Source organism: Streptomyces sp. NPDC054813 (assembly GCF_053611365.1).
Genome location: NZ_JBSHAF010000006.1, coordinates 400470 through 426163 on the forward strand (window position 1 = coordinate 400470; position 25694 = coordinate 426163).

21 protein-coding genes are annotated in these 25694 nt (G+C 70.1%); 7 read left to right on the top strand and 14 right to left on the bottom strand.

Going from position 1 to position 25694, the window contains the following annotated elements:
• Positions 1-153: 153 nt before the first annotated feature.
• From ACWGJB_RS15050 to ACWGJB_RS15085, 8 genes are all read right to left on the bottom strand, one after another.
• Positions 154-2091: a right-handed parallel beta-helix repeat-containing protein gene (locus ACWGJB_RS15050; RefSeq protein WP_453380577.1), complete on the bottom strand. Its 1938-nt coding sequence runs from the start codon at positions 2089-2091 to the stop codon at positions 154-156.
• Between the two features lie 4 nt (positions 2092-2095).
• Entirely contained in the window at positions 2096-3382 is a 1287-nt protein-coding gene (locus ACWGJB_RS15055; RefSeq protein ID WP_453380578.1) for a glycosyltransferase family 2 protein, read from the bottom strand.
• Positions 3383-3862: 480 nt separating this feature from the next.
• Positions 3863-6250 (bottom strand): galactose oxidase-like domain-containing protein, encoded by a 2388-nt coding sequence (locus ACWGJB_RS15060; RefSeq protein ID WP_453380671.1) that lies wholly within the window; start codon positions 6248-6250, stop codon positions 3863-3865.
• A 2-nt stretch (positions 6251-6252) separates the two neighbouring features.
• On the bottom strand, positions 6253-7425 hold the full coding sequence (locus ACWGJB_RS15065; protein WP_453380579.1) for a glycosyltransferase: 1173 nt from the start codon (positions 7423-7425) through the stop codon (positions 6253-6255).
• Positions 7422-9062 (bottom strand): ArnT family glycosyltransferase, encoded by a 1641-nt coding sequence (locus ACWGJB_RS15070; protein ID WP_453380580.1) that lies wholly within the window; start codon positions 9060-9062, stop codon positions 7422-7424. The genes ACWGJB_RS15065 and ACWGJB_RS15070 overlap by 4 nt, the downstream gene beginning before the upstream one ends.
• Positions 9059-10327, bottom strand: coding sequence for a glycosyltransferase (locus tag ACWGJB_RS15075; protein WP_453380581.1), 1269 nt, complete (start codon positions 10325-10327; stop codon positions 9059-9061). The genes ACWGJB_RS15070 and ACWGJB_RS15075 overlap by 4 nt, the downstream gene beginning before the upstream one ends.
• A gap of 247 nt (positions 10328-10574) precedes the next feature.
• The gene (locus tag ACWGJB_RS15080; protein WP_453380582.1) at positions 10575-12626 is read right to left on the bottom strand and encodes a thioredoxin domain-containing protein; all 2052 of its coding nucleotides are present in this window, start codon (positions 12624-12626) and stop codon (positions 10575-10577) included.
• Positions 12607-13233, bottom strand: a complete 627-nt coding sequence (locus ACWGJB_RS15085) for an ArsR/SmtB family transcription factor (RefSeq protein ID WP_453380583.1) — start codon at positions 13231-13233, stop codon at positions 12607-12609. Before ACWGJB_RS15085 ends, ACWGJB_RS15080 begins: the two co-directional genes overlap by 20 nt.
• A gap of 199 nt (positions 13234-13432) precedes the next feature.
• Between ACWGJB_RS15085 and ACWGJB_RS15090 the strand changes: the two genes are divergently transcribed.
• Positions 13433-13831 carry a hypothetical protein gene (locus ACWGJB_RS15090; protein ID WP_453380584.1) on the top strand — a complete coding sequence of 133 codons (399 nt, stop codon included), beginning with the start codon at positions 13433-13435 and terminating at the stop codon, positions 13829-13831.
• 93 nt (positions 13832-13924) lie between these two features.
• Complete coding sequence (locus tag ACWGJB_RS15095; protein WP_453380585.1) at positions 13925-17125, top strand: tetratricopeptide repeat protein; 3201 nt, start codon at positions 13925-13927, stop codon at positions 17123-17125.
• Between the two features lie 6 nt (positions 17126-17131).
• Here the strand turns inward: ACWGJB_RS15095 and ACWGJB_RS15100 are convergent, their stop codons facing one another.
• Together ACWGJB_RS15100 and mca are read right to left on the bottom strand one after the other, a co-directional pair.
• The gene (locus ACWGJB_RS15100; RefSeq protein ID WP_453380586.1) at positions 17132-17371 is read right to left on the bottom strand and encodes a hypothetical protein; all 240 of its coding nucleotides are present in this window, start codon (positions 17369-17371) and stop codon (positions 17132-17134) included.
• Positions 17364-18245 carry a mycothiol conjugate amidase Mca gene (mca, locus tag ACWGJB_RS15105; protein WP_453380587.1) on the bottom strand — a complete coding sequence of 294 codons (882 nt, stop codon included), beginning with the start codon at positions 18243-18245 and terminating at the stop codon, positions 17364-17366. Before mca ends, ACWGJB_RS15100 begins: the two co-directional genes overlap by 8 nt.
• A 137-nt stretch (positions 18246-18382) precedes the next feature.
• On the opposite strand from mca, the gene ACWGJB_RS15110 reads away from it, so the two are divergent.
• Positions 18383-18781 (top strand): DUF4307 domain-containing protein, encoded by a 399-nt coding sequence (locus tag ACWGJB_RS15110; RefSeq protein WP_453380588.1) that lies wholly within the window; start codon positions 18383-18385, stop codon positions 18779-18781.
• A gap of 169 nt (positions 18782-18950) precedes the next feature.
• On the top strand, positions 18951-19451 hold the full coding sequence (gene greA, locus ACWGJB_RS15115) for a transcription elongation factor GreA (protein WP_351741496.1): 501 nt from the start codon (positions 18951-18953) through the stop codon (positions 19449-19451).
• A 78-nt stretch (positions 19452-19529) separates the two neighbouring features.
• Here the strand turns inward: greA and ACWGJB_RS15120 are convergent, their stop codons facing one another.
• The 3 genes from ACWGJB_RS15120 to ilvA form a co-directional block, all read right to left on the bottom strand.
• Positions 19530-20381: an ABC transporter permease gene (locus ACWGJB_RS15120; RefSeq protein WP_453380589.1), complete on the bottom strand. Its 852-nt coding sequence runs from the start codon at positions 20379-20381 to the stop codon at positions 19530-19532.
• Positions 20378-21391 carry an ATP-binding cassette domain-containing protein gene (locus tag ACWGJB_RS15125; protein WP_453380590.1) on the bottom strand — a complete coding sequence of 338 codons (1014 nt, stop codon included), beginning with the start codon at positions 21389-21391 and terminating at the stop codon, positions 20378-20380. The genes ACWGJB_RS15120 and ACWGJB_RS15125 overlap by 4 nt, the downstream gene beginning before the upstream one ends.
• 218 nt (positions 21392-21609) lie before the next feature.
• Positions 21610-22839, bottom strand: a complete 1230-nt coding sequence (gene ilvA / locus ACWGJB_RS15130) for a threonine ammonia-lyase (protein WP_453380591.1) — start codon at positions 22837-22839, stop codon at positions 21610-21612.
• Between the two features lie 161 nt (positions 22840-23000).
• Between ilvA and ACWGJB_RS15135 the strand changes: the two genes are divergently transcribed.
• From ACWGJB_RS15135 to ACWGJB_RS15145, 3 genes are all read left to right on the top strand, one after another.
• Positions 23001-23501: a MarR family winged helix-turn-helix transcriptional regulator gene (locus tag ACWGJB_RS15135; protein ID WP_453380672.1), complete on the top strand. Its 501-nt coding sequence runs from the start codon at positions 23001-23003 to the stop codon at positions 23499-23501.
• Positions 23502-23755: 254 nt separating this feature from the next.
• Positions 23756-24262 carry a sigma factor-like helix-turn-helix DNA-binding protein gene (locus ACWGJB_RS15140; protein WP_453380592.1) on the top strand — a complete coding sequence of 169 codons (507 nt, stop codon included), beginning with the start codon at positions 23756-23758 and terminating at the stop codon, positions 24260-24262.
• Complete coding sequence (locus tag ACWGJB_RS15145; RefSeq protein ID WP_453380593.1) at positions 24259-24507, top strand: hypothetical protein; 249 nt, start codon at positions 24259-24261, stop codon at positions 24505-24507. Before ACWGJB_RS15140 ends, ACWGJB_RS15145 begins: the two co-directional genes overlap by 4 nt.
• Positions 24508-24514: 7 nt before the next feature.
• On the opposite strand, the gene ACWGJB_RS15150 is transcribed toward ACWGJB_RS15145, so the two are convergent.
• The gene (locus ACWGJB_RS15150; protein ID WP_453380594.1) at positions 24515-25669 is read right to left on the bottom strand and encodes a cystathionine gamma-synthase; all 1155 of its coding nucleotides are present in this window, start codon (positions 25667-25669) and stop codon (positions 24515-24517) included.
• Between the last annotated feature and the right edge of the window lie 25 nt (positions 25670-25694).

Consider the following 25694-nt stretch of genomic DNA (forward strand, 5'->3'; position numbering starts at 1 on the left):
CGCGCGCGCCCCCCCCCGGGGGCCGCCCGCGGGCCCCCCTCTGGGCGCGCCGCGTCTGGCGCGCGGGGCGCTGGTTCGCGGGTGGCCCGCCCCGGGGCCCGCCCCCCGTCCCGGCACCTGTCCCGTCCGCCGTGTCGTCCGGTGTGTCGTCGCTCATTCGCTCATCACCGGCGTCCTGCGGCGGCCCGCCACCTCGATCTCGTCCGGGGGCGGCGCGGGCAGCGGCGCCTTGTCGGAGTACGGATGGACGATCGGGCCCACCCGCCCTTGCCCGCGCCGCCTGCGCCGGCCCATGGCGGCCGAGAACAGGATCAGCATGAGGATGCCGGTCCACAGCAGGGTCATCGGGCTCGCGTAGTGCTTCACCTTGACCCAGAAGGAACTGGTGTCGTACCAGGCGAAGGTCTGGTTCTCCTTGATGTCGGCTCCGCCGTGGGAGCGGCTGGAGTCCAGCGCGCTGGGGCCGACCCCGCCGATCACGTTGAACGAGACCGTCGTACCGTCCACGCCGCCGACCAGGCTGACACCGTGGTTGGTGGCGTCCTGGACGGTGTTGCCGCGTATCTCGGCGGCCGAGTCGCGGACGTACACGCCGGTCTCCGGGCCGTCGATGATGTTGCCGGTGACCGTGGCGTCGCTGACGCCGTCCCGTACCGAGATGCCCTGCCGGTTCTGGCCGGTCAGGCGGTTGCCGGTGATGGACACCTTGTCCGCCGCCAGGCGGGCCACGATCCCCATGTCACCGCCCTCGATGCGGTTGTTCTGCACCCCGACGTCGAACCCGCCGAGCACCTCGACGCCGTAGCGCCCGTTGTCCTTGGCCACGCTGTTGGCGACCGAGTTGGAGCCGTAGCTGTCGACGGCCTGCCCGGAGGCGGAGGGGCCGTCGGCGAGCGGCTTGCCGCTGAGGGTGTAGCCGTTGCCGCCGTTGCCCTGGGCGGTGGAGCCGCTGATCCGCACCTGCTGGGTGGCGCGGGAGAGGATGAAGCCGTCGCCGCCGTTGTCCTTGGCAACCGTGCGCTGCACCAGCGAACTGGAGACGAAACGGTGCAGCACCACCCCGTCCTCCAGGCTTTTCTCCACGGTCGTGTCGCTGATCTCGATCCCCGTGGCACTGGAGATGAAGATCCCGAAGGCGTTGCCGGTGATGGTCGAGTGGGTGATCGACCCGGAGACGTAGGAGAGTCCGCCGGTGGAGAACCGGGCGTCGGGAGTGGTCAGTTCGCCGGACGGCATGGCGGTGACATCGCCGCTGCTGGAGCCGTCGTCGTCCTGCGCGTTCCCCTGTTCCTCGGCCCGCTCGCGCGCGGTCTTGCCGTGGATCTGGCCGGTTTCCTCCAGCGAGCCGGTGTTCGGCCGGTCGGTGCCGGTGAGGCTGAGCCCGCCGGTTCGGCCGCTCCAGAACCCCAGGTTCGCGAGTTTGGTGTGCGTCATCTCGAACTGGCCGCCGATGGTGCGGACATAGGCCCGGCCGTCCCGGACGTCGGTGTCGGCCTTGTTGGCCTGCGGGTCCCAGCTGGTGATCGTCAACGGCGCCTGGGCGGTGCCCTGGAGCGCCAGTTCGCCGCCGAAGGAGACGATGGAGACGAAGCCGGTGCGGTTGCTGGCCATCCGCAGGGTGAGGCCGCCCGGGTTGGACAGCTTCAGCTTGGCGCCGACGTTGAGGTAGATGTTCTCGGTCAGCAGGTACGAGCCGTCCTTGCGCCGCACAAAGGTCTGCGGGGCGAGTTTCAGCAGGTCGGCGATGGTGTAGGCGTTGCTGCGCTGGGTGAGCACCAGGGTGTATCCGTTGTCGGTGTCCAGCCGGTACGGCACGGTCCACTTGGTGCTCTGCAGGGGCGCCACCGAGGTGAACGCCCGTACCTGGTTGAGCCGGTGGTCCTCGTCGGCGACCAGCGCGGCCTGGGTCTCCGCGTCCTCCGCGGCCAGCTTCTGCTTGTCGCCGTCCCCGTCGGCGTGCGCCGCGGTGGACGTGCCCAGCAGCAGCGTCGCCGCCACCGCGAAGGAGCCCAGCAGCGCCGCCGTTCTGGCACCCGCCCGGCGCAGCCCCGTGCCGGGGCCCGGTCTGACAGTGATGCGTTGTGCCGACATGACGTCAGATCACCTCCGGCTGGAGAGCGGAGTGGCGCTGGCCGCCGCCGGAGAGGGTCGAGGCGCTCTGGCCCTCGCCTCCGATGCTGGTGGAGCTGCGGGTGAGCCAGCCCTGCTTGTTCATGGTGACGAAGGCGTACAGCTTGATCGGCAGCGAGATCATGATGACCACGAGAGCCGTCAGCGGCAGCAGCAGGATCTCCTGCGGATGCCTGCGCAGATGCGAGTAGCCACGGACCGCGCGGCCCAGCATCAGCCAGACCAGGGTGAGGACGATGCCGCGCCCGCTGAAGTCGAGCCGGCTCAGCAGCAGATAGCCGAGGGCCATGCCCATGGTCACCGGGGTGAGCAGGATCTGCAGCACGGTGATCTTGGTGACCAGCGGGGCCCGCCACAGCCAGCCCTTGTACAGCGAGGTCAGGTAGCACCGGTAGGAGTTGCGGCTCCACCGGACGCGCTGCTTGACGAAGGCCCGGAAGGACGAGGGGAACATGGAGACGGCCCGTGCGGAGGACTGGTGCACCGTCTTGTAGCCGGAGGCAAGCACCAGCCAGGTCAGCCTGCCGTCGTCGCCGGCCACACAGCGGCGGCCGAGGAAGAACTCGTTCTCCAGGTTCTCCAGGACGGGCAGGACCGCCGCCCGTCGGTAGGCGGCCGTACGGCCCGACAGACAGGCCACGGCACCGGCCCGGCCCATGGCCGGGACGTAGTCGTAGTAACGGAGGTTGACCAGCCAGTCGGCTATTCGGCGCCAGACACTGGTGGTGCGCTGGTAGACGTTCTGCTGGGTGCCCACCCCGCCGACCGTGGGGTCTACGAAGGGCATCTGTACAGCGTCCAGCAGCCCCGGCTCCCAGCGGGTGTCGGAGTCCACCAGGACGACGAGCTCCCCCGTGGCGGCACGTATGCCGACGCCCAAGGCGGAACGTTTCCCTCTGTGTTCGAAGGCAAGCACCCGCACCCGGGGGTCCTCCACCAGCGACAGCCGGTGCAGTACCTCGTGGTCCTCCACGTCGGGAACGATGATGATCTCGGCCGGATCCTGGGCGAGCCAGGTGTCCAGGCATTCCAGCAGGATGTCAGGGTCTTCCCGGTACGCCGGGACCACCACGGAGACACTGGTACGGAAGTTGTTGACGACCGGCTTGGCGAACCGGGAGAGCACCGCTCGGTACAGCCAGAGCGCCCAGACGAAGAGTCCGGCAAGCCCCAGCGGCATCAGCTCTCGCCACGAAGTTTCCCCCACAGCCTCGACGATCCACGACCAGACCTGGTCGAAGAACTCGGACAATGTTGCGTTCTCCCCCCACATAACACGGCTGCCTCGGTCCGAAAGGGACAGAACCGGGCACTGCTTCAGCGATGCTAGGAGATCTTGGGTGAACGGAGGTCACACAAAACACAAACTTCACTTACAAAAACTTCACACACCATGCGCCACAGGCATGACGAAGCGCCGGACGACAGGTGCGCAGGACCCCCAGTTCCCCAATCCCTCCCCGGCCGTGACAGCGCGTCACACGCGTCACGGCGCGAGCAGGATCATATGGGGGTGATGTGAAGAGCACGAACTCTTCCGATAAATGACATGTTTCGCCGCAACAAGCAGAAAGCGCGATCCGTTCGAACACGCGCACGAAAAGGGGTGCGCACCACGACCACCGTGGCACACACCCCGCCTCTTCAACGCCCCGTAAGGGCGCGGGGGCTGTAATCGATGTAGCGGCTACCGCCGCGTGGGCGCGACCAGCCCCCACGCACCCGCAGACAACTACCGGCCTGCGTCCCCCCTCCCACAGGCAACCCCGTCGCGATCCCGATCAAGCCCCAGCGGATCATCCTTGCCGTTGACCGTCAGCCGCCCGTACTGATTCAGCTTGAGCCAAGCGCAGCGAGCCGCCGCCGTCTTCTTGACCCCCGCCGGAAAAACGGTCGGCACACACACGTTGACCGACCCGTAGTGCCGGTCGCACCCGGAGACCGTCGTACTGACCGGCTGCGAGGCCCGCTTCTTCCCCGCCCCCGAGGTCTTCCCCGCGAGGGAGTCGGCGAAGGAGTGGACATGCGGCGAGGCGTCCCCCAGCGCGGCCGGCCCCTGCAGATGCACCCACTTGGCCACCGACGGCACCCCGTTCGCGTCGACCGCGAACAGCATGTACCAGCCGGGCGGAGCCAGATCGGGGTTGCTGGTGACGTTGAGGTCGACGTTGTTGCCGTCGACGGACAGCGGCAGATCCACGAACCGCTGGTTGGGGTCGGAGGAGTGGGTGACCGCGGCCGGCCGGATCAGCTCCGCCTTGGCGATGGGCCGGTCGACGGTGATCCGCTGGGTGTCGCCGTACTTCCACTCCTGGTTGATCACCGAGGTGATGGCCGGCCGGGTGCCCTTGTACAGATAGGGCGGCGTGTAGATCGACACGTTGTGGTTCCAGGTCCCGTTGCCCGGGTTGTCACCGGTGGCCATGACCCGCCCGTCGGGCAGCAGGAACGCCGACGAGTGGTAGCCCCGGGCCTCCGGATCCGCGGCCACGGAGTCGAACGCGTTGGTGTCCGGGTCGTAGATCGACGACTCGTACACCGGGTTGGCACGGTTGTGCAGCGCGCCGCCCGTCTCCAGCACCTTGCCGTCGGGCAGCAGTACGGCGGAGACGTACATCTTGCCCTGGTTGCCGGTCTCGGCCACCGGACCGTTGCCCAGATCGACCGTGCCCTGTGGAAGGGGCGGCCCGGCGACGTAGGACGGGTTCGGGTCCTTCAGGTCGATCAGGTCCGTCAGCCGGTTCGCGTCCGGGTTGGACTCGATGTTGCCGCCGCCCAGCGTGAGGACCTTCTGGTCCTGCGCCGGAGGCAGCAGCACGCTCGCCGACTGGTCGCGCTCGTCCTTGTTCCGGAGCCCCGGGATCTGGGTGATGGTGTTGGCGCCGTAGTCGTAGACCGCGGAGCCGGTGCCCGGGATGTTGTTGCCGAAGACATGGCTGCCGGAGTAGAAGAGCCGCCCGTCCTGCATGAGGATCATCGACGGGTACAGCCCCCAGTACGACCAGGTCTGGTGGACGTCCCCGAGACCCAGCCACTTCTGCTGGGCGTCCGACCAGTACTCCGCCGTCACCGACCCCGACGAGTCCTCCCGGAGCCCGCCGAAGGAGATGACGTCACCGTTGCCGAGCTCGGTCGCCGAGGGGTACCAGTGGCCGTCGTTGAGGTCGTTGGTCTTGCTGTAGGTCTCGGTGACCGGGTCGAAGATGTACGAGTCCTTGTACCCCTCGTAGCCGTGCCCGCCCGCGACCGGATAGGCCTTGTTGCCGCTCATCACGAGCACCCGGCCGTCCTGCAACTGCACGTGCCCCGAGCAGAACATGTCCTTCGGCGTCGGGATCACCTTGTACGTGCCGTTGGCCGGGTCGTACACCGCGCTGGTGAAGGTCCCCGCGTTGAAGTTCTCCTCGCTGTTGCCGGAGCCGGCGATCAGCAGCACCTTGCCGTTGTTGAGGACGACGGAGTGCATGGAGCGGACCGGGTTCTGGGTCGGCAGGACCGACCAGCTGCCGTCCGCGCACTGCGCGTTCGTGCCCGTGCACTGGGCGGGCGGCAGGACATCGGGCACCTGGTCCATGGTGTAGTCGTCCGTGGTCACCGAGCCGGTGCCGTAGACCGAGACACCCCAAGTGATGCGGTCGGTGCCGGCGGGGACCTCGGGGGTGCGGACGGTCGCCTGGGTGTACGCGGACGCCATGTCCAGGGTCTTAAGGTCGGTCCAGTACTGCCAGCCGGCCGTGGTGTCGTGCCGGAACAGGGTGACCGCCGTGTCCGGGGTGGTCGACCTGTACCAGAGCGAGAGGTCGTACTGCCTGCCCGCCGTGACGACGGGCGCGCAGTCGGTGGACTCGGTGATCAGCGCCTTGCGGTCGCCGTCGACCCGCCGGGTCAGTGTCACCTTCATGGCCTGGGAGCCGGAGTGGGCGTCCGTGGTCGTCGCGAAGGCGAAGTCGTTGTCCCCCCAGCCGGACTTCTCCCAGCAGTACGGCATGCCGTCGGTGCCGGCGGTCTCGAAGCCCGGGTTCTTGACGAGGTTGGCCGCCTCGGCGGGCTGGGGTGCGGTGAGCAGCAGTCCGGCGGTCAGGGCGCCCACCCCGACCAGTGCCGTCCTTCTGTGCTTCATGGTCACGCGGCTCTCCTTGCATCTTTCTTGCGGCGCGGGAGGTAGACCAGCGCCTCGGTCCCGGCGAAGCGCAGGACGAAGGTCGTCACCAGGGCGAGTGCGGTGGCGGGCAGTGCGCCCATCCCGAACCGGCCGACGAACAGGGCGATCAGCGGGATGCGCAGCACCAGGTCGGCGTTGGCGAGCACCGTGAACCGGCCGACCCTGTCCCACCAGCGGCGATGGGCCCGCCGGTCGCGGAACAGCAGGTGTTCGATGAGGACGAGGTTCCAGGCGACGCCGAGCTGGTTGGCGAGGATCTCGGCGGGGACGTAGTGCAGGCCGAGGGCGGTGAGGGCGTAGAGGCCCAGCAGGTTCGGCACGAAGCCGCTCAGCCCGATCAGCCCGAAGCCGACCATGCGGGCCACCGGCGAGGCGGTGCGCAGGCCGACCAGGTGGCGCAGGAACCGGAAGCCCTCCTGTGCGGTCGACTTGGACTCGCCGGCGTACCGGTCCATGAAGACGAAGGGGACCTCGGCGACCTCGCGCGGCCGGCTCCGGACGGCCAGCTCCAGGAGGATCTTGTAGCCGAGCGGCTTCAGCACATCGGCCGTCACCACGCTGCGCCGGATCGCGAAGAAGCCGCTCATCGGGTCGCTGATGCCGTGCAGGCGGCGCGGGAACAGGGACTTGGTGAGCCAGGTCGCCCCGCGCGAGACGGCGATCCGGTAGCTGCCGGCGAGCCCGGCCCGGCTGCCGCCCTCGATGTACCGGGAGGCGACGACGAGGCCGGCGTTGCTCCGCTCCCCGGTGGCCACCAACTCCGGTACCAGGGACGGCGGATGCTGGCAGTCGCCGTCCATGACGACGACCCAGTCGGAGGTGGCCGCCCGCAGCCCCTCCACGACGGCCCCGCCGAGCCCGCCCACCGGCTCCTCACGGTGCAGCACGGCCACCGGGAACGGGCAGTCCTGCGCGGCCTGCCGGATGACCTCGGGGGTGTCGTCGGTGGAGTCGTCGACGAAGACGACCTCGCAGGGCAGCCGCGCGGGCACCGACTCGGTGATCTGGTGCAGCAACTGCCGCACGTTCCCCGACTCGTTGAAGGTCGGTACGACGATGGTGACGGCGCCCGGCTCGGGGATCTCCGTCGCTTGCGGTCCCGCCGCGGGGACGGTGTACTCGTGGCTGCTCAACGGGTACCCCCTGCGATCTGCCGGATCTCGATGCGGTCCGCGCCGGTGCCGAAGGTGGCGACGGGGGCCGAGTGGCGCAGCGCGGCCCTGACGTTGGGCAGGTCGCGGGCGTCCCGCCGTACCGTCGGCGAGGCGACCACGTAGTCGAGGTCCCGCCAGCCGTGCGGCAGGGTCTTGGTGACGGCCGGGTCGAGGTCGGCCTTGTAGAACCAGATGACGCCGAGACCGGGCCGGTAGCCCTGGTGGACGAGGTCGAGCCAGAGCGCGTCGTCGACGAGGACGCGGGCACGGGCGGGGTCGGCGACCTGGGTGCCGAGCCAGTGCGAGGCCTTCCGGTAGGAGGCGTTGGCGTCGGCGGTGACGGCGGTGCGATCACCGTCGTACCACTTCGGCACGGTGTACGCCCCGGCGGCGAGGGCCAGTACGGCGGCCAGCGCGTACCGGCCGTAGGTGACGGCCCGCTTCTCGCCCTCGGCCCGCCACCTGCGCAGCACCGCGTGGGTGACGGAGGCGGCGGCCCCGGCGAGGACCAGGGCGAGGAACGGGAGCGCGCCGATGATGTACATGGCGGGCAGATAGCCGCCCGGGCGCAGGGCGACCGCGGCCAGGATCAGCACGGTCAGGGCCGGTCCGGCGAGCGCCCGGGCGGTGACCGACCAGCGGTGGACGACGAGGAGCAGCAGGGCCGCGGCAAGTCCGCCGACGGGCAGCACCCGGTCGTAGTACAGCCAGGAGTGCAGCACTCCGTACGAGCCGGACGCGGTGTCCAGGATGAAGCCCGAACCCGGCCTGGACATCTGGTACGTGATGCCGTCCCAGAGTGAGACATGGCCGGCGCCGGGCAGCAACTCGCCCTTGAGGAGGGCGAACAGGGGGTACGACAGTCCGGCCAGGGTGCAGGCGGTGACGGCGCCGGTGAGGGCGAACTTACGGGTGTCCGAGTGGCCGTGCCGCCACATGGTGACGAGCAGGGCGGGCAGGACGACGAGCATCGTCTCCTTGGTGAGCACGCCCGCGGCGGCCGCCAGGCCCGCGCCGAAGTGGTGCCAGAGGTGACGGCTGGGCGAGGCGGCCAGGCAGAAGGCCAGCAGCAGCCACATCACGGCGATGTTGTCGAGGAAGATCTCGCGCTGGAGGACGACGGACAGCGGCGAGAGTCCGAAGAGGGCCATGCCGAGGCCGGCCGCCCAGCGGGGCAGCGACAGACGGCGGGCGAGGACGTAGACGAGGACCGTGCTGACGCCGCTGACCAGCAGCATCGCCAGGCGCATCGAGCCGACGGTCATCAGGGAGGGGTCGATGGCGGAGGGTATCCAGGTGAGCAGGGCTATCTGGATCCAGCCCAGCGGCGGATGGTCGTACCAGTAGGTGTAGTGGGCCAGGCCCCGGCCCTCCTGGACGGCCCAGGCCTGGGCGAGGTAGGTGCCCTCGTCGTCGCTGAGGGTCGGGTAGTCGGCGATGTTCCAGCCCTGGACCACGAGGATCACGAGCAGCAGGACACCGCACAGGAGCAGGTCGGGACGGGACGAGCGGAGCCGGAGCGGCGGCGACGTTCGGCCGGGCGAACCGGTGATAGGCACAGCTCTGCGCTGCGCGGGGACCTTCGGAGTGGTCACCGCGGGGAGAGTGGAGGTCACGCAGGAACGTCCTCTCGGATCGTCTCGGCCGCGGTGAGATGCGCGCCGACGTGAGTGGTCAGCTCCCAGTCGTTCCGGCCGCGTTGCTCGCGCCACACTGCGCGGATCGCTGCTCCGGCGAGGAGGACCTGGTAGAAGGGGCCGCCGACGACGAGCTTCACGTAGTGGATGAAGCGGACGCGCAGCCCGTACTGCTTGCCGAAGTCGTGCAGGCCGACCACCTCGAAGACGAAGGTGACGGCGGCGGTGACGAGCGGCAGGAAGGTGAGGAAGGCGACGCCGACGGGGACGTCGAGGAAGAGTGCGACCGCCGCGTTCAGCGGGATGATCACGCCGGAGAAGGCCTGCAGGAACGGCGTCATCAGGGTGTAACGGGCGAGCAACCGCTGCCCGAAGCCCGGGAGTTGCCGCCAGTCCTGCTTCCGGTAGACCTGCAGGAAACCCTGGTTCCAGCGGGTGCGCTGCTTGAGCAGCGACATGAGCGAACCCGGGGTCTCCTCGCGGGTCACCATGTCGGAGTCGTAGGCGACGACGACCTTCTTGCCGACGGACGACAGACGCACGCCCAGGTCGCAGTCCTCAGCGAGGCAGTCGGGGTCCCAGCCGTCGGCCTCCCGGAGCACGGCCGTCCGTACGAAGACGGTGTTGCCGCCGAGCGGGATGAACCCCTTCTGCGCGTGCAGATGCAGCCGGGACCGGAACCAGAAGAAGTACTCCAGGCAGTTGCGCAGGCTGTACCAGCTGGAGTGGAAGTTGATGAGCTGGACGCCGCCCTGCACGACATCCGCCTCCGTGGTGCGGAAGGCGTGGTCGACGTGGGCGAGCAGCTCCGGATGGACCTGGTCCTCGGCGTCGAAGACCCCGACGACATCGCCGCGGCAGTGCGGCAGCGCCGTGTTCATGGCCTTCGGCTTGTTCTTCTTCTCATGGGTGTCGACGACGACCCGGACGCGCCGGTCGCGTTCGGCGGCCGCCCGGGCGACCTCGGTGGTCTCCGGATCGTCGTGCCCGACGATCACGATGATCTCGAAGTCGGTGTGTGTGGACTCCAGCAGCCGCTGGATGGTGTGGTCGAGCACGGCCTGTTCGTGCCGCGCGGGCAGCAGCAGCGAGAACGACACATGTTCGCCCCCGTCGGGTCTGCCGAAGCGGGTGGACGCGAGCACCTCGGGCGTACGCCACGCGTGCATCTGCCACCACAGTGTGAAGGCGGCCATCCAGAACAAGGCGAGCGAGACGACCGCGATGAAGACAGACGTCAGCAAAAGAAGATCCCCCCAGATCCCAGAGCCCCCTGTACGCAACAGTGAGTCACACCTGTCGCGTTCCTGTGCAGAGCCTAGGGGGGCTCTGTGAAGTGAGGCAGCCATTCCGATAAAAAGCATGTTTCGGAACGGCTGGGCCGTAAGCGGTATCTATCCGAACAGACTCCCAAATCCGGTCACTTGTTCCTCCTGCCGGCATCCGGTGGAGACCCGGTGGGGACCCGATGAGGGCCACCCACCTGGCCCTTCAGCCCCCGAGCGCCGATTTCAGCCGCTCCGGGTCGGTGGTCGGGGCGTCACAGGTGAAGTTACGGCAGACGTACGCGGCCGCCTCGCCCCCGACGAGCGGCCGACCGGCGAGCAACGGGAACTCGTCACTCTCCGGAGTCCCCATGGCCACGACCGCGCCGGGGGCGACGCCCAGAAGTGCGGTGCGGTGCAGGGCGGTTGTACGGCTGTCCTGTTGGTCGGGTCCCACGACCGCGATCTCGCGCGGACCGTCGAGGAGCGCCTCGGCGACGGCCAGCCCCCACCCGATGAAGCGCGGCACCCGCGGCCCGAGCGTCCCGACGACACCCAACGCCCTTTCCGCCGCGGTGCGATGGGGCTCCAACCCGGTGTGGGCCGCATAGCTGAGCAGCGCACCGGCGGCCGCCGTCCAGCCGGAGGGCGTGGCGTTGTCGGTCGGGTCCTGCGGCCGGCGGATGAGCCGCTCGGCGTCGGAGGCGGTGTCGTAGAGGGCACCGGTCTCCGGGTCGGCGAAGCGGACCAGGACGTGGTCGAGCAGCAGCCCGGCGAACTCCAGCCAGACGCCCTCGCCGGTCACGGCGGCGAGCGCCAGGAAGCCCTCGGCGACATCGCCGTAGTCCTCCAGCACACCCGCGTTGGCGCCGACCCTGCCGTCCCGGCTGGTGCGGGCGATCCGTGCATGGTCGTCCAGATGCAGCCGGACGAGGAGATCGGCAGCGCCGACGGCGGCCTCGACCAGGTCGGGCCGGTCGAAGTAGGCGCCGGTCTCGGCGAGCGCGGCGATGGCGAGGCCGTTCCAGGCGGCGACGACCTTGTCGTCCCGGCCGGGCGCGGGGCGTTCCGCGCGCTCCGCGAGCAGCCGCCGCTTGATGGACTCGATCTTCTCGGCGTCGAAGACGCCCTCCTGCTGCGGGAGTTGCAGGACGGACTGGCCGTGCTCGAAGGTGCCGGCCTCGGTGACCCCGAAGTACTGGGCGGCGAGCTCCGCGTCCGCGCCCAGGACTTCACCGAGCTGCGCGGGCGTCCACACGTAGTACGCGCCCTCGACGTGCTTGCCGGTCCCGTCGTCGCTGTCGGCGTCGAGGGCGGAGGCGAACCCGCCTTCGTGGGTGCGCAGTTCACGGACCATGAAGTCGGCGGTCTCCAGCGCGACCCGGCGGGCCAGCTCGCTGAATTCATCAGCGGCTCCGCCGTGGGCGGTGGCCCGCCACAGGTGCGCGTACGCCCGGCAGAGCAGGGCGTTGTCGTACAGCATCTTCTCGAAGTGCGGCACGGTCCAGTCGCGGTCGACGGAGTACCGGGCGAAGCCGCCGCCGAGCTGGTCGTACAGGCCACCGCGGGCCATCCGCTCGCAGGTGTCCACGGCCATCTGCAGGGCGCCTTCGGAACCGGTCCGGGCGTGGTGGCGCAGCAGGAACTCGATGACCATGGACGGCGGGAACTTGGGGGCACCGCCGAACCCGCCGCGCTGCTCGTCGTACTCACGGGTGAGCCCGAGCAGGGCCTGGGCGAGCTCCTGCTCACCGGGCGGCCGGGCACCCTGGTGGCTGATCTCCCGCTCGGCGAGATCAGCGACGATCTTCCCGGCGACCTCGGCGACCTCGTCCCGCCGGTCCGCCCAGGCGCTCCGGACCCCCTCCAGCACCTGCCGGAAGGCGGGCATGCCGTGGCGCGGGACGGGCGGGAAGTAGGTGCCGAAGTAAAAGGGCTCGGCGTCGGGCGTCAGAAACACGGTCATCGGCCAGCCGCCCTGCCCGGTGGCGGCCTGCACGGCCTCCATGTAGACGGCATCGACGTCGGGCCGCTCCTCGCGGTCGACCTTGACGGAGACGAAGTGCTCGTTGAGGTAGTCGGCGGTGGCCTGGTCCTCGAAGGACTCGTGAGCCATCACATGGCACCAGTGGCACGAGCTGTATCCGACGCTCAGCAGGACGGGTCTGTTGGTCTCGCGGGCCCGGTCGAAGGCCTCGGCCGACCAGGGCCACCAGTCGACGGGGTTGTCGGCGTGCTGGAGGAGGTACGGGGACGTCTCATGGGCCAGTCGGTTCACCTTCCCACTCTCCCACGGCGTCCGGAGCCGCGTAGAAGCGCAGGTTGACCCGGCGCGCCCCCTCGGGAACCGCGTCGTCCGGGTGGCTGTGGCGATCGAGGAGTTCCTGGTAGGCGTGGACGAAGGCGTGCAGGTCGTCCTTGGTCATCCAGGTGCCGGTGCGCTGCACCTGGGCCCAGCCCTGCGGGCCCCGGTACTCCTCGTGGGCTCGGCGGAACAGCCTGGTGTCGACCTCGATCCTGAGCAGGGCGAGGTGCTCGGCCGCCGCGTACTCCTCGCTCGTCATCGTGGCCGGGTCGGGGGTGGTGTGGCTGAACGGCAGAGTCCGCCACCACCGCTCCCGCCCTCCCGACTTCTCCGGGATCTCCTCGATGAGCTTCTGTTCGGCGAGTTTGCGCAGGTGGTAGCTGGTGGTGCCGGAGCTCTCGCCGAGTTCGCGGGCGAGCACGGTGGAGTTGGCCTCGCCGTACCGGCCGAGGTAGTCGAGGATCCGGCGGCGCAGGGGATTGCCCAGCGACTTGTAGAGGGCGGTGCGTTCGAGGCCGGTCAGCTCGGTGTGTGCTGCGGGGTCGGGCGCTGCGGCCGTCCCGGGCGTGCCGTCGGTCATGCGATCACCGTAGCCCTGAGACCCCTGAGAGAACCCTGACCCTTCCCCGATGTCTGCCGAATTTTCTTTGCCGAATTTTCTCTGCGGTCTAGCGTGGGGGCATGGCGGAGGACCCGTGAGGTCCACAGGTTCCGCGGAGCCGGAACAAGGCGAGGGGACCAAGGTGTTGGAGCGGTTAACGGCGACGAAGGCGCGGAGGATGCAGCGGACGAGGCGGTTGAAGAGGTGGGCACTGATCCTTCTCGGGTCGTCCGCCGTGCTGCTCGTGCCGTGGATGGTGGTGCTGGCGCTGACGCTGCCCACCAAGACCGAGGTGCACAACTGGTCACTGGCCTGGATCGGGCTGGACGTCCTGATGGCGGTGGGCTGCGCGGCCACGGCCGTGCTGGGGCTGCGGGGTGACGCCCGGGCCCGTCTGACGGCTTCGGCGACGGCATCGGTCGCGATCCTGGACGCGTGGTTCGACATAACGACGTCGGCGGTCGGCACCGAACTGCTGGAGGCGCTCGGCAGCGCGGTGGCGGAGGCGGGGCTGGCCGCGGCATGCGTCTTCCTGGCGCTGTCGAAGGGCCGGCAGAGCGAGCCCGTGCCGCGGTAGCCCCCACTCTTCGATGATCCGGCCCTCTCGCAACTTCGCTCTCTCCCAAGGACACTCATAAGCAAAGGAGTTACCGCTGGAGGGGGACGGGACATGCGGGACGCCCATCGGGCGGAGGCCGACCGGCTGCTGGTCCGGGCCGTGGAGGAGGAGGTCCGCCGCTCCGGCGGCCGCGTGGACGGGCAGCTGCTGCTGTCCCGGGCCCGCGGCGGTCTGGACGCGATGGCACAGAGCGCCGCCGAGGAGTACGACACCTACGCCCACGCTCTCGACGAGAGAGAGGCCGGCCGGCAGAGCTTCGGCCAGCGGTACGCCAGAGAGGGTGCCGGAACTCCCCTGCTGGTAGCGGCCGTCGCCGCGGTCGCCGCCACCGTCGCCGACCTCTCCCTGGGCACCGGCGCCGGTACGGCACTCGGCGCGGGCGTGGCCGCCGGAGTGATCGGCGCGGCCGCCACGGTCGTCAAGGTCGCCGGTGCCCACCTGCCCGCCGCTCATCACCAGGCCGGCGCGGCCGGTCAGCCCGGCGGTCCCGAGCAGCTGCGTCTGCAGTGGCTGACCGCGCTGGAGGTGCGGGGCATCCGTCCGTTCCTCGATCAGCAGCGGGTGCTGAGCGCGTCCACAGGGCCGAAGAAGCAGGGCCCGGGGCTGCGCGGTGCGGACAAGAGCGCGGCGGCCCGCAGGCGTACGGTGCTGCAGCAGTCGTTCGGTCAGCTCCCCGACCCGGACATCCCGTTCGCCGGCCGGCACCAGGAGCTGGCGCGGATCCGGCAGTGGGCGCAGGCGGCGCGGGCGACCACGGAGACCCGTCCGACGGTGGTCGTCCTGCACGGCGAGCCCGGCTCCGGGCGTACCACGCTCGCGGTCCGGGCCACCCACGATCTCAAGGACTTCTTCCGGGGTGCGGTCGTGGTGGATCTGCGCGGCGACACCCGGGGCGAGCCGCCGTTGCCCACCCGGGACGCGCTGCTGCATCTGCTCAACCGGCTGGGTGCGCCGCGTGAACAGCTGCTGTTCCGTGAGCGTTCCTCGGCCGACCAGCAGGTCAAGCGGCTCAGCGAGCTGTACCACCAGCACCTGACGGGTCTGCCGGTGACGATCGTGCTGGACGACGCCTCGGACGCCGAGCAGGTGCGCACGCTGATCCCGGAGCGGTCCGACAGCCTGGTCCTGGTCACCGCCCGGGAGCAGCTCGACCTGCCCGCGGACCTGCCGGCCTGGGTGCATCAGCTTCCGGTGACGGCGCTGGACGCGGCGGGCGCGGAGGAGCTGCTGGACGCGGCGGCGCAGGACACGTCGGGGCCGTACGACGCGCAGTCCGCGGAGCGGATCCGGGAGTTGTGCGGCGGGCTGCCGCTGGCGCTGCGGGTGGCGGGCTCGTCACTGGGTTCGCGGTCACCGCTCCAGCTGGCGGCGGATCTCGGCGCGTACGGCCCGGTCGAGCCGGTGGAGCGGGTGCTGTGGCTGCGCTACACCGACCAGCCGGAGACCGGGCGCCGTCTGTTGAGAAGGCTGGCGCTGGCGGGCCGGGCCTCGCTCGGCGCGGCGGCCGCGGCCGCTCTGCTGGCCACGGACGAGGCGGAGGCGACCCGTCATCTGGTCGCGCTGGCGCAGGCCGGTCTGATCGACCATGTCCGGGGCAGCCGCTACCGGCTGCACGACCTGGTCCGTGCCTTCGCCCAGGCCCGCCTCGCCGACGAGGAGGAGCCGGCCGACCGTACGGCGGCGCAGGAACGGCTGATCGTGAACTACGGGGAGCTGGCCGACTCCGTGCTGCGGCTGGTGGACGGCAACATGTCGACCCGCTCGGACCGGTTCAGCCCGCACGGCTTCACCTCGCTCGACGAGGCGCTGCGCTGGCTGGACGACGAGTCGAGCTTCATCACGGCGGCGCTGCGGCATGCGGAGGGCGTCGACCAGGCGGCCGTGCAGAATCTGCTGGGCGCCCTGTGCGACTACTGCCTGCTGCGCGGCGACCTGTACCGGCTCGGTGAGATCAGCGAGTTGGCGCAGGCGGTGGACCAGGGCCTGCTGGTGCGCTCGGTTCAGTGGCGTACCGGTATCGCGGCCCGTCAGCTGGGTGAACTGGACAAGGCACGCACCACCCTCACCTCGGTCGTGGACCTCTACATGGAGGCGCATCACGACGCCGGCGCGGCCCGCGCCCTGTGCTCGCTCGGGATCACCCTGCACCATCAGGGCAACCTCACCGAGGCGGCGGCCAAGCTCCAGGAGGCGCTGGATCTCCAGGAGGCCCACCAGCTGTCGACCGACCGGGCCTGGACGATGCACGCGCTGGCGGCGGTGCAGCGCGACCGCGCCCGGTTGCCGGAGGCGTTGGACCTGCTCACCCGCTCGCTCGTGCTGCACCGGGAGGGCGGTTCGGTGCACGGCGAGGCCTGGGCGCACTTCCAGCTCGGTCAGCTGGCGCTGCGGATGGGTGACGTACCGCGTGCGGAGCGGGAGCTGGGGGCGGCGCTGGAGCGTTACGGCCGTACCCGCGACGCCCGTGGCGAGGCCTGGGCGCTGACCCAGCTGGCGCGGGCCCGGCTGGTGGACGGTGACGCGTCCCCGGCGGTGGACGCACTGCGCCAGGCGGCCGCCCGGCACCGGGAGAACGAGGACGCGCGCGGCGAGGCCTGGACGGTCTACTACCTGGGCCAGGCCCTCGAGGAGACCGGCACGCTGGACCTGGCGGTCCGTGAGCTGGAGCGCTCGCGCACGATGTTCTCCCGGATGCGGGACGTCTACGGACTGGCCTGTGCCCGCCACCACTCGGCCCGGGTGACCCGCGACCAGCGGGCGGCCCAGACCGGCTCGCTGCGCAACTCGGGTTTCGCCCGTCAGCTCCTGGTCGACGCACGCGCCGACTTCCAGCGCATCGGTGTCGTCCACGGCGAGGCCTGGACCTGTCTGGAGCTGGCCGTCGTGGACGCCGGCAACAACCGCACCCAGCAGGCCCTGGCCCTGTGCGACGAGGCGGTCATCCTGTTCTCGTCGTACGGCGACCGCCGCGGCGAGGACTGGGCCCGCTTCCTGCGCTGCACCCTGCTCCCCTACGCCGCGCCGGGCGGGGTGGAGGTGGGCACGGCGGTCGCCCAGGAGGAGCTGGCCCAGCTCTCCCGCGGCGCGCATCCGCTGCGCGACGAGAAGCTGACCGAGTACGTCACGGCGTACGGCCTGCTGCTGGACCGCGGGGTCACCCTGGAGTCCGGCTGGCAGGCCTGGCGTCTGGGCATGGTCCCCAGCCGGCACGCCCGTGAGGTGATGGGTGTGCCGGTGCCGGGTGGGGCGTGACGCCGGTCAGCCCTTGGGGTCGGCCACGGGAGTCCCCGAGTCCGCCTTGGCGTCCGGGGACTCCTTGAAGTCGACCTTCCGCATGTGCTTGTTCATGGACTTCATCAGGCCCCAGACCGCCACGGCCATCACCGCGAAGACGATGAAGCCGAGGACCCCGGGGGTGACCTTGTTCTCGTCGACCTCCTTGGCGAGGGGGACGAGATGCGTCAGTGCCAGACTTGCGCTTGCGCTCATGTCAGGCATTGTCGCGGATGCCCGCAAAGAGATCGTCCTCGGGGAGGGAGGTATCGACGAGCGACTTCGCGAGCTCGTACTCCTCGGTCGGCCAGACCTCCTTCTGGAGGTCCATCGGGACCTTGAACCAACCGCCGTCGGGGTCGATCTGCGTGGCGTGGGCGATCAGTGCCTTGTCGCGGATCTCGAAGAAGTCCGCGCACGGAATGTGCGTGGTCAGGGTGCGCTCGGTGCGCTCGAACTCGTTCCACCGCTTCAGCCAGTCCCCGTACGGCGACTCCATGCCTCGCGCCAGCAGCGCGTTGTGCAGCGCCTCGGTGCGGGGGCGGTTGAAGCCCTGGTTGTAGTAGAGCTTCTGCGCCTGGTGGACGGGGCCGAACTCGCTCTCGGGGTACTTCTCGGGGTCGGCCGCGCCCTCGAAGGCCACCATCGAGATCTTGTGGGTCATGATGTGGTCGGGGTGCGGGTAGCCGCCGTTCTCGTCGTAGGTGGTGATCGCCTGCGGGCGGAACGCGCGAATCCTGCGGACGAGTTCACCGGCCGCCTTGTCGACGTCCTCGAGGGCGAAGCAGCCCTCGGGGAGCGGCGGCAGCGGGTCGCCCTCGGGCAGGCCGGAGTCGACGAAGCCGAGCCACTCCTGCTTGACGCCCAGGATCTCGCGGGCCTCGTCCATCTCCTTCTTGCGTACCTCGTGGATGTGCTCCTCGATGTACTTGTCGCCCTGCAGCTTGGGGTTGAGGATGGAGCCGCGCTCCCCGCCCGTGCAGGTCACCACCAGCACGTCCACCCCCTCGGACACGTACTTCGCCATGGTGGCCGCGCCCTTGCTCGACTCGTCGTCGGGGTGGGCGTGCACGGCCATCAGTCGCAGCTGGTCAGTCAAGACTCAATCCTCAGTAAGTCGGCGCCCCGGTGTCTTCGGGTGCGATCGGCGCTTCTATAGTGACCGAATCGGGGGGCGAATAATTCCGGGGTCCGGTCTTGCCGGGTCCGGGAGGGGTTCTTGCCGGGAGGACGATCATGAGTACCGCGAGTACGCGGCTGCCCGAGGGCCGCTACGGCCGCTCCTCGGACGAGGTCGCCGACCGCAGGCTCAAGATCACCGGCGCCGTCCTGGGTGCCCTGCTGCTCGCCCTGGTCGGCTATTTCGCCTACCACTATGTCGTGAAGAGCGAGATCAGCGCCCAGGTGGTCGCCTTCGATGCCTCGGACAGCGCGGTCAAGGTGCATCTGGAGGTCCACAAGGACGCCGGCGCCTCCGGATACTGCACCCTGCGTTCCCAGGCCGCGGACGGCTCCGAGGTGGGCCGGGCGGACTTCCGCTTCACCGGTTCCGCCACCGAGATCGACCGGGTGGTCACGCTCCGTACGACGGCCCGGGGCACCACGGCGGAGCTGCTCGGCTGCCACTCCGGCTGACGCCAGCCATGAATACATAGGCCCTCACCTGCGTTGACGTAATTCTGATGGCTTATGTCCTCCCCCTTACGCCGTTGAATTGTTAGGCTCGTGGTTTCGCCCTTCCATGGAGGAACATGCTTCTGGGTAGGGCGATGCTTTGTATTCCCAGTACCGACGAGGAGCACCTGTGACCCAGACCAGCGAGAACGTCACCTGGCTGACCCAGGAGGCGTACAACCAGCTCAAGGCCGAGCTGGAGTACCTGTCTGGTCCTGCGCGCACGGAGATCGCCGCCAAGATCGCGGCCGCGCGCGAGGAGGGCGACCTGCGCGAGAACGGCGGGTACCACGCGGCCAAGGAGGAGCAGGGCAAGCAGGAGCTCCGTGTGCGCCAGCTGACCCAGCTTCTGGAGAACGCCAAGGTCGGCGAGGCTCCGACCTCCGCGGACGGCGCCGTCGCGCCCGGCATGGTGGTGACCATCGCCTTCGACGGTGACGAGGACGACACCATGACGTTCCTCCTGGCCTCACGCGAATACGCCAGCGCCGACGTCGAGACCTACTCGCCGCAGTCCCCGCTGGGTACCGGTGTCATCGGACACAAGGTGGGCGAGGACGCGGAGTACGAGCTGCCGAACGGCAAGAAGGCCTCGGTGAAGATCCTCAAGGCCGAGCCCTACTCCGGCTGACGCGAACAGACCTGCCCCCGGCATCCGTGGGACGCCGGGGGCCTTGTCATGCGACGCGTCGCGCGATCATGGTCCGCTTCACGCGGTGGCCGAGCGGTACTTGCGGACCGCGAGCGTCCGGAAGACCAGGATGATCGCGACCGACCAGATCAGCGAGGCCAGGATCGGGTGCTGCATGGGCCAGGCGTGGGACGCGTTGAAGCCCGGCGGAAGGTTGCCGAACAGCTCGCGGCTGGCCTGCACGGTGGCGCTGAACGGGTTCCACTCCGCGATGTGGCGCAGGAAGGTCGGCAGGTGGCTGGCGTCCACGAACGCGTTCGAGATGAACGTCAGCGGAAACAGCCAGATCAGACCGCCCGAGGTCGCCGCTTCAGGGGTGCGCACGGACAGGCCGATCAGCGCGCCGATCCAGGAGAACGCGTATCCGAGCAGCAGGAGCAGGCCGAAGCCGGCGAGTACCTTGCCGAGGTTCTCGTGGGTGCGCCAGCCGACGATCAGGGCGACGACCGCCAGCACGACGAGGGTGAGCGCGGTCTGCACCAGGTCGGCGATGGTCCGGCCGGTCAGCACCGCACCGCGCGCCATGGGCAACGACCGGAAGCGGTCGATGAGGCCCTTGTGCATGTCGTCGGCGATGCCGGCGCCCGCGCCCGCGGTGGCGAAGGTCACCGTCTGCGCGAAGATGCCGGCCATCAGGAACTCGCGGTAGGCCTGGGTGGAGGTGGACGAGCCGACCTGGATCGAACCGCCGAACACATAGGTGAACAGCACCACGAACATGATGGGCTGGATGAGCCCGAAGATCAGCATCTCGGGGATCCGGGACATCCGGATCAGGTTGCGTTTGGCGACCACCATCGAGTCGCGGAAGGACTGGCTGAGGGCGTTGCCCGGGGCGGCTACCCGCACGGTGTCGCTGACGGCACTCACTTCACGGTCTCCTTGCGGGTGTCCTTGCGGGTGTCCTTCGGGCCCTGTTCACCGTTGTCCTCGGTCTTCTCCTCGGCCGTGTGTCCGGTCAGGGACAGGAAGACGTCGTCGAGGGTGGGGCGGCGCAGCGCGATGTCGTCGATCTCGATGCCCCGGGAGTCCAGCTCGCGGATGACCTCGGCGAGCAGCTTGGCGCCGCCGGTGACGGGGACGGTGAGCTTGCGGGTGTGCTCCTCGACCGTGGTCTCGCCCTTGCCGAAGCCGTGCAGCACCTCGCCGGCGGTCGGGATGTGGTCGCGCTCGTGCACCACGACCTCGACGCGCTCGCCGCCGGTGCGGGCCTTGAGCTGGTCGGAGGTGCCCTGCGCGATGACCCGGCCGTGGTCGACGACCGCGATGTCGTGGGCGAGGTGGTCGGCCTCCTCCAGGTACTGGGTGGTGAGCAGCAGCGTCGTACCGCCGGAGACGAGCTGTTTGATGACCTCCCACAGCTGCTGACGGTTGCGGGGGTCGAGGCCCGTCGTCGGTTCGTCCATGAACATCACGGGCGGCGAGACGACCAGGGCGGCCGCGAGGTCGAGGCGGCGGCGCATGCCTCCGGAGTAGGTCTTGCTGGGGCGGTCGGCGGCGTCGGTGAGATGGAACTGGTCCAGCAGCTCGACCGCGCGGGCCTTGGCCTGCTTCGCGCCCATCTGGTAGAGCCGGCCGACCATCTGCAGGTTCTCGCGGCCGGTCAGGTATTCGTCGACCGCCGCGAACTGTCCGGACAGGCCGATGGAGCGGCGTACCGCGTCCGGTTGCCTGACCACGTCCAGGCCGGCGACGACCGCCCTGCCGCTGTCGGGGCGGAGCAGGGTCGTCAGACAGCGGACGGTCGTCGTCTTGCCGGCGCCGTTCGGCCCGAGCAGTCCGAGGACGGTGCCTTCGGGGACATCGAGGTCGACGCCGTCCAAAGCCCTTACGTCACCGAAGGTCTTCACCAGGCCTTCGGCATAGATGGCGCCTGGCATATGAGTCTCCACGTCGTCGAGGATTCTTCGAGAAAGGCTAGGTAAGCGCGCTTCGGGCCGCCTATGGTTTTCGCCGGCGCGACGGCAGCCGGGCGCGGCCGTGGCCACGCGACACACCATAACGCGATGTATCGCGTCCGTCGACAGATTTCCTCGAACGAGTGAATGAACAGGTCCTGACCTGGCCGTTTCCCGCCGGGAGCGGCCGCCCCTCTCAGTCAGTCGATGACTGTGTAACCGGCCTCGCGCAACGCCTGCCCGAGCTCGGTGCAGTGCACCGGCCCCTTGGTCTCCAGATGCAGTTCGACCTCCGCCTCCGAGAGCCCGAGCCGGGGGTCGGTCCGCACGTGACTCACGTCCAGGACGTTGGCGTCGGCCGCCGACAGCACCCCGAGGAGCGTGGCGAGGGCGCCCGGCCGGTCGGTCAGCCGCAGCCGTACGGCCAGGTAGCGGCCCTGCGCGGACATGCCGTGCCGCAGCACCCGCTGCATCAGCACCGGATCGACGTTGCCGCCGGAGAGCACCGCGACGACCGGTCCGGCGAAGGCGCCGGGCTCGGCGAGCAGTGCGGCCACCGGAGCGGCGCCGGCCGGTTCCACGACCAGCTTGGCCCGCTCCAGGCAGAGCAGCAGGGCGGCGGAGAGCTGGTCCTCGCCGACCGTGCGGACCTCGTCGACCAGTTCCTCGATCAGCGCGAACGGCACATCGCCGGGCCGTCCGACCTTGATGCCGTCGGCCATCGTCACCGGGTTCTGCACCGAGACCGGGCGCCCGGCCGCCAGCGAGGGCGGATATGCGGCCGCGCCCTCCGCCTGGACGCCCACGATCCGTACGTCCGGCCTGACCGCCTTCACCGCGACCGCGATCCCGGCCGCGAGCCCGCCGCCGCCGATACCGACGACGATCGTGCCGACCTCCGGGCACTGGTCCAGGATCTCCAGGCCGACCGTGCCCTGACCGGCGATGACGTCGGGGTGGTCGAAGGGGTGGATGAACACCGCGCCGGTCTCGGCCGCGTACTCCTGGGCGGCGGCCAGCGTCTCGTCTACCACCTGGCCGTGCAGCCGTACCTCCGCGCCGTACTCGCGGGTGGCGCTGATCTTGGGCAGCGGGGCGCCGACGGGCATGAACACCGTGGCGTGCACGCCCAACAGCGCGGAGGCCAGGGCCACGCCCTGCGCGTGGTTCCCGGCGCTGGCCGCCACGACCCCCGCGGCACGCTGCTCGGGCAGCAGCCCGGCGATCCGCACATAGGCGCCGCGCAGCTTGAACGAACCGGTCCGCTGGAGGTTCTCGCACTTGAGGTGCACCGGCGAGCCGACCAGCTGGGACAGATACCTGCTGCTCTCCATCGCGGTCACCCGCGCCACGCCCGTGAGCATCTTCTGAGCGCCGCGTACGTCGTCGAGGGTGACGGGGCGCAAGGAGTCAGCCGTGCTGTAGCTCATGACTCAAGTCTCGCAGTTCACAGGCCAAAGCCTCGGGTGTGACCAAGCTCCGAGACCGGTTTGCGCAGCGCCGGTACGGCTCGCCCACTGTCCGCGTACTCTGTCCCCCACACCAGCACTCTTCATGAAGTGAGCCTCCGGCCATGCCCACAACACCTGAAATGTCGATGGACATGACGACCGTCGGTGACACCGGTCTCCTCGACACGCTGCAGCACGAGGTGGCGGTGTTCGCCCGCCGTGCCGAACAGACCCGGCTCGGCGGCGTGGGGCAGGTGCGCAACTCCATGGACCGCGCCGCGTATCTGCTGCTCAACCGGCTCGACAAGGAAGGCCCCATGGGGGTCAAGGCGCTCGCCGCGAGCATGGGGATCGACTCCTCCACGGTCACCCGGCAGGTGGCCCCGCTGGTCGACACCGGGCTCGTCAAGCGCACCTCGCACCCCGAGGACGGGCGGGCCGTGGTGCTCCAGCTGTCTCCGCGCGGGCTGTCGCGGCTGGACGAAGTACGTTCTTCGCGGCGGCAGTTGATGGCGGAGCTGACCCAGGAGTGGGAGCCGGAGGAGCGCGAGACGTTCTGCGCGCTGCTCACGCGCTTCAACAGCGCCCTGTCCGCGCGCATGACCATCCAGCCCGGCACGGACACGCCGTCGGCGTCCTGAACCCCGGCACGGACACGCCGTCGGTGTCCCGAGCCCTGGCCGGCACCCGACCGGCGTCCCGAGCCCCGGCCGGCACCCGACCGGCGTCCCGAACCCCGGCCGGCACCGGCCCGCGGAACATCCGGCACGCGTGCGTGCCGCCCGGCTCTTGACCGTGGGGGCACCCCTGGCCTCATATGAGACCGGGCCTCCGTCGTATCCGAATCCGTGTCCGGGTCCCGGACGCGGTGGGGCCCCGCAGACGGGGAGGCGCGGTGCGTGATCGGCAGGCGTTCCAGGACGCCCGCCGGGCCCGGGAGTTCGAGGCGTTCGTCGCGGGCGCGGCAGGACGGCTGCTGCATGCCGCGACCCTGCTCACCGCGGAGGCCCCGGACGCCAACCCGCGCGCGCGGCGCCTGCTGACCCTCGCGCTCGCGCACACGTACGCGAGCTGGGACCGGCTGCGCGGCGAGGACCCGTACGACCGGGCCCGCCAGCACCTGGCCCTGCGCTTCGCGAACTCCGTCTGGCACCAGTACGGCGGCCCGCTGAGCCGCACCCGCCCGCACCCGCACAGCGCCCTCGCCGTCCTGACGCCCCAGGAACGCCTGATCCTGGTGCTCCGGCTGTACGAAGGGGTCGCCGAGGAGCAGACGGCGGCGCTGCTCGGCCTGCCCACCGAGCGCGTGCACGCCATCTGCGACCGGGCCACCGCCACCCTGCTGCACCCGCCCAGGAAGGCGGCACCCACGGTGATGGGAGCGAAGGTGGCACCGTCGTGAACCGCGCCGAACGCGAGGCCGCCGCCCGGCGGATCATGGACCAGAGACCGCCACGGGTGCCGCCCGACCTCTACGGCGAGGTGGTGCGCCGGGGCGGCCGCCTGCTGCGCCGCAGACGCGCGGCCCGCCGCCTGCTGTGGCTGCTGCTGTGCGCGGCGGCGGTGGCGTTCACCGTCTGGGCGGCACTGGTCCGGCCGTGGGCGCAGCCGCCGTCCACGACGACTCCGCCCATCGTCGGCTGGTGAGCAGGCCCTAGCCCAGCGCCTGCTGCAGGTCCTCCAGCAGGTCGTCGACGTTCTCGATGCCCACGGACAGGCGCACCAGGTCGGCGGGCACCTCCAGCGCGGAACCGGCCGCCGAGGCGTGGGTCATCCGGCCCGGGTGCTCGATCAGCGACTCGACACCGCCCAGGGACTCACCGAGGGTGAACACCTTGGCGCGGTTGCAGACCTCGACCGCCGCCTCCTCGCCGCCCGTGACCTGGAAGGAGATCATGCCGCCGAAGGCCTTCATCTGCTTGGCGGCGGTCTCGTGCCCGGGGTGCTCGGGCAGGCCCGGGTAGAGGACACGCGTCACGCGCGCGTGCCGGCTCAGCATGTCGGCGATCCTGGTGGCGTTCTCGCTGTGCCGGTCCATGCGCACCGCGAGCGTCTTGGTGCCGCGCAGCACCAGCCACGAGTCGAACGGCCCGGCGACCGCGCCCATCGCGTTCTGGTGGTACGCCAGCTCCTCGCCCAGCGCCTGGTCCGACACGATCAGCGCGCCGCCGACCACGTCCGAGTGGCCGCCCATGTACTTCGTCAGCGAGTGCACGACGACGTCCGCACCGAGCGAGAGCGGCTGCTGGAGGTAGGGGGTCGCGAAGGTGTTGTCGACGACGAGCTTCGCGCCCGCGTCGTGGGCGACCTGCGCGACCGCGGCGATGTCGGTGATGCCGAGCAGCGGGTTGGACGGGGTCTCCACCCAGACCGCCTTGGTCTTCGGGGTGATCGCGGCACGCACGGCCGACGGGTCGCTGGTGTCGGCGACGGACCACTCCACGCCCCACCGGGAGACGACCTTGGCGAACAGCCGGAACGTGCCGCCGTAGGCGTCGTTCGGGATGACCACGTGGTCGCCGGGGCTGAGCAGGGTGCGCAGCAGGGTGTCCTCGGCCGCCAGTCCGGACGCGAACGCGAGCCCGCGGCGGCCGCCCTCCAGCGCGGCGAGGTTCTCTTCCAGGGCGGTCCTTGTGGGATTGGCGCTACGGCTGTACTCGTAGCCGCCGCGCAGGCCGCCGACGCCGTCCTGCTTGTAGGTCGAGACCTGGTAGATCGGCGGTACGACCGCACCGGTGAGGGGGTCCGCCGTGTTGCCCGCGTGGATGGCGAGCGTCTCGAAGTGCTGACTGATGTGCCTGTCGCTCATAGGTCATGAGCCTAGTGCTCACGTG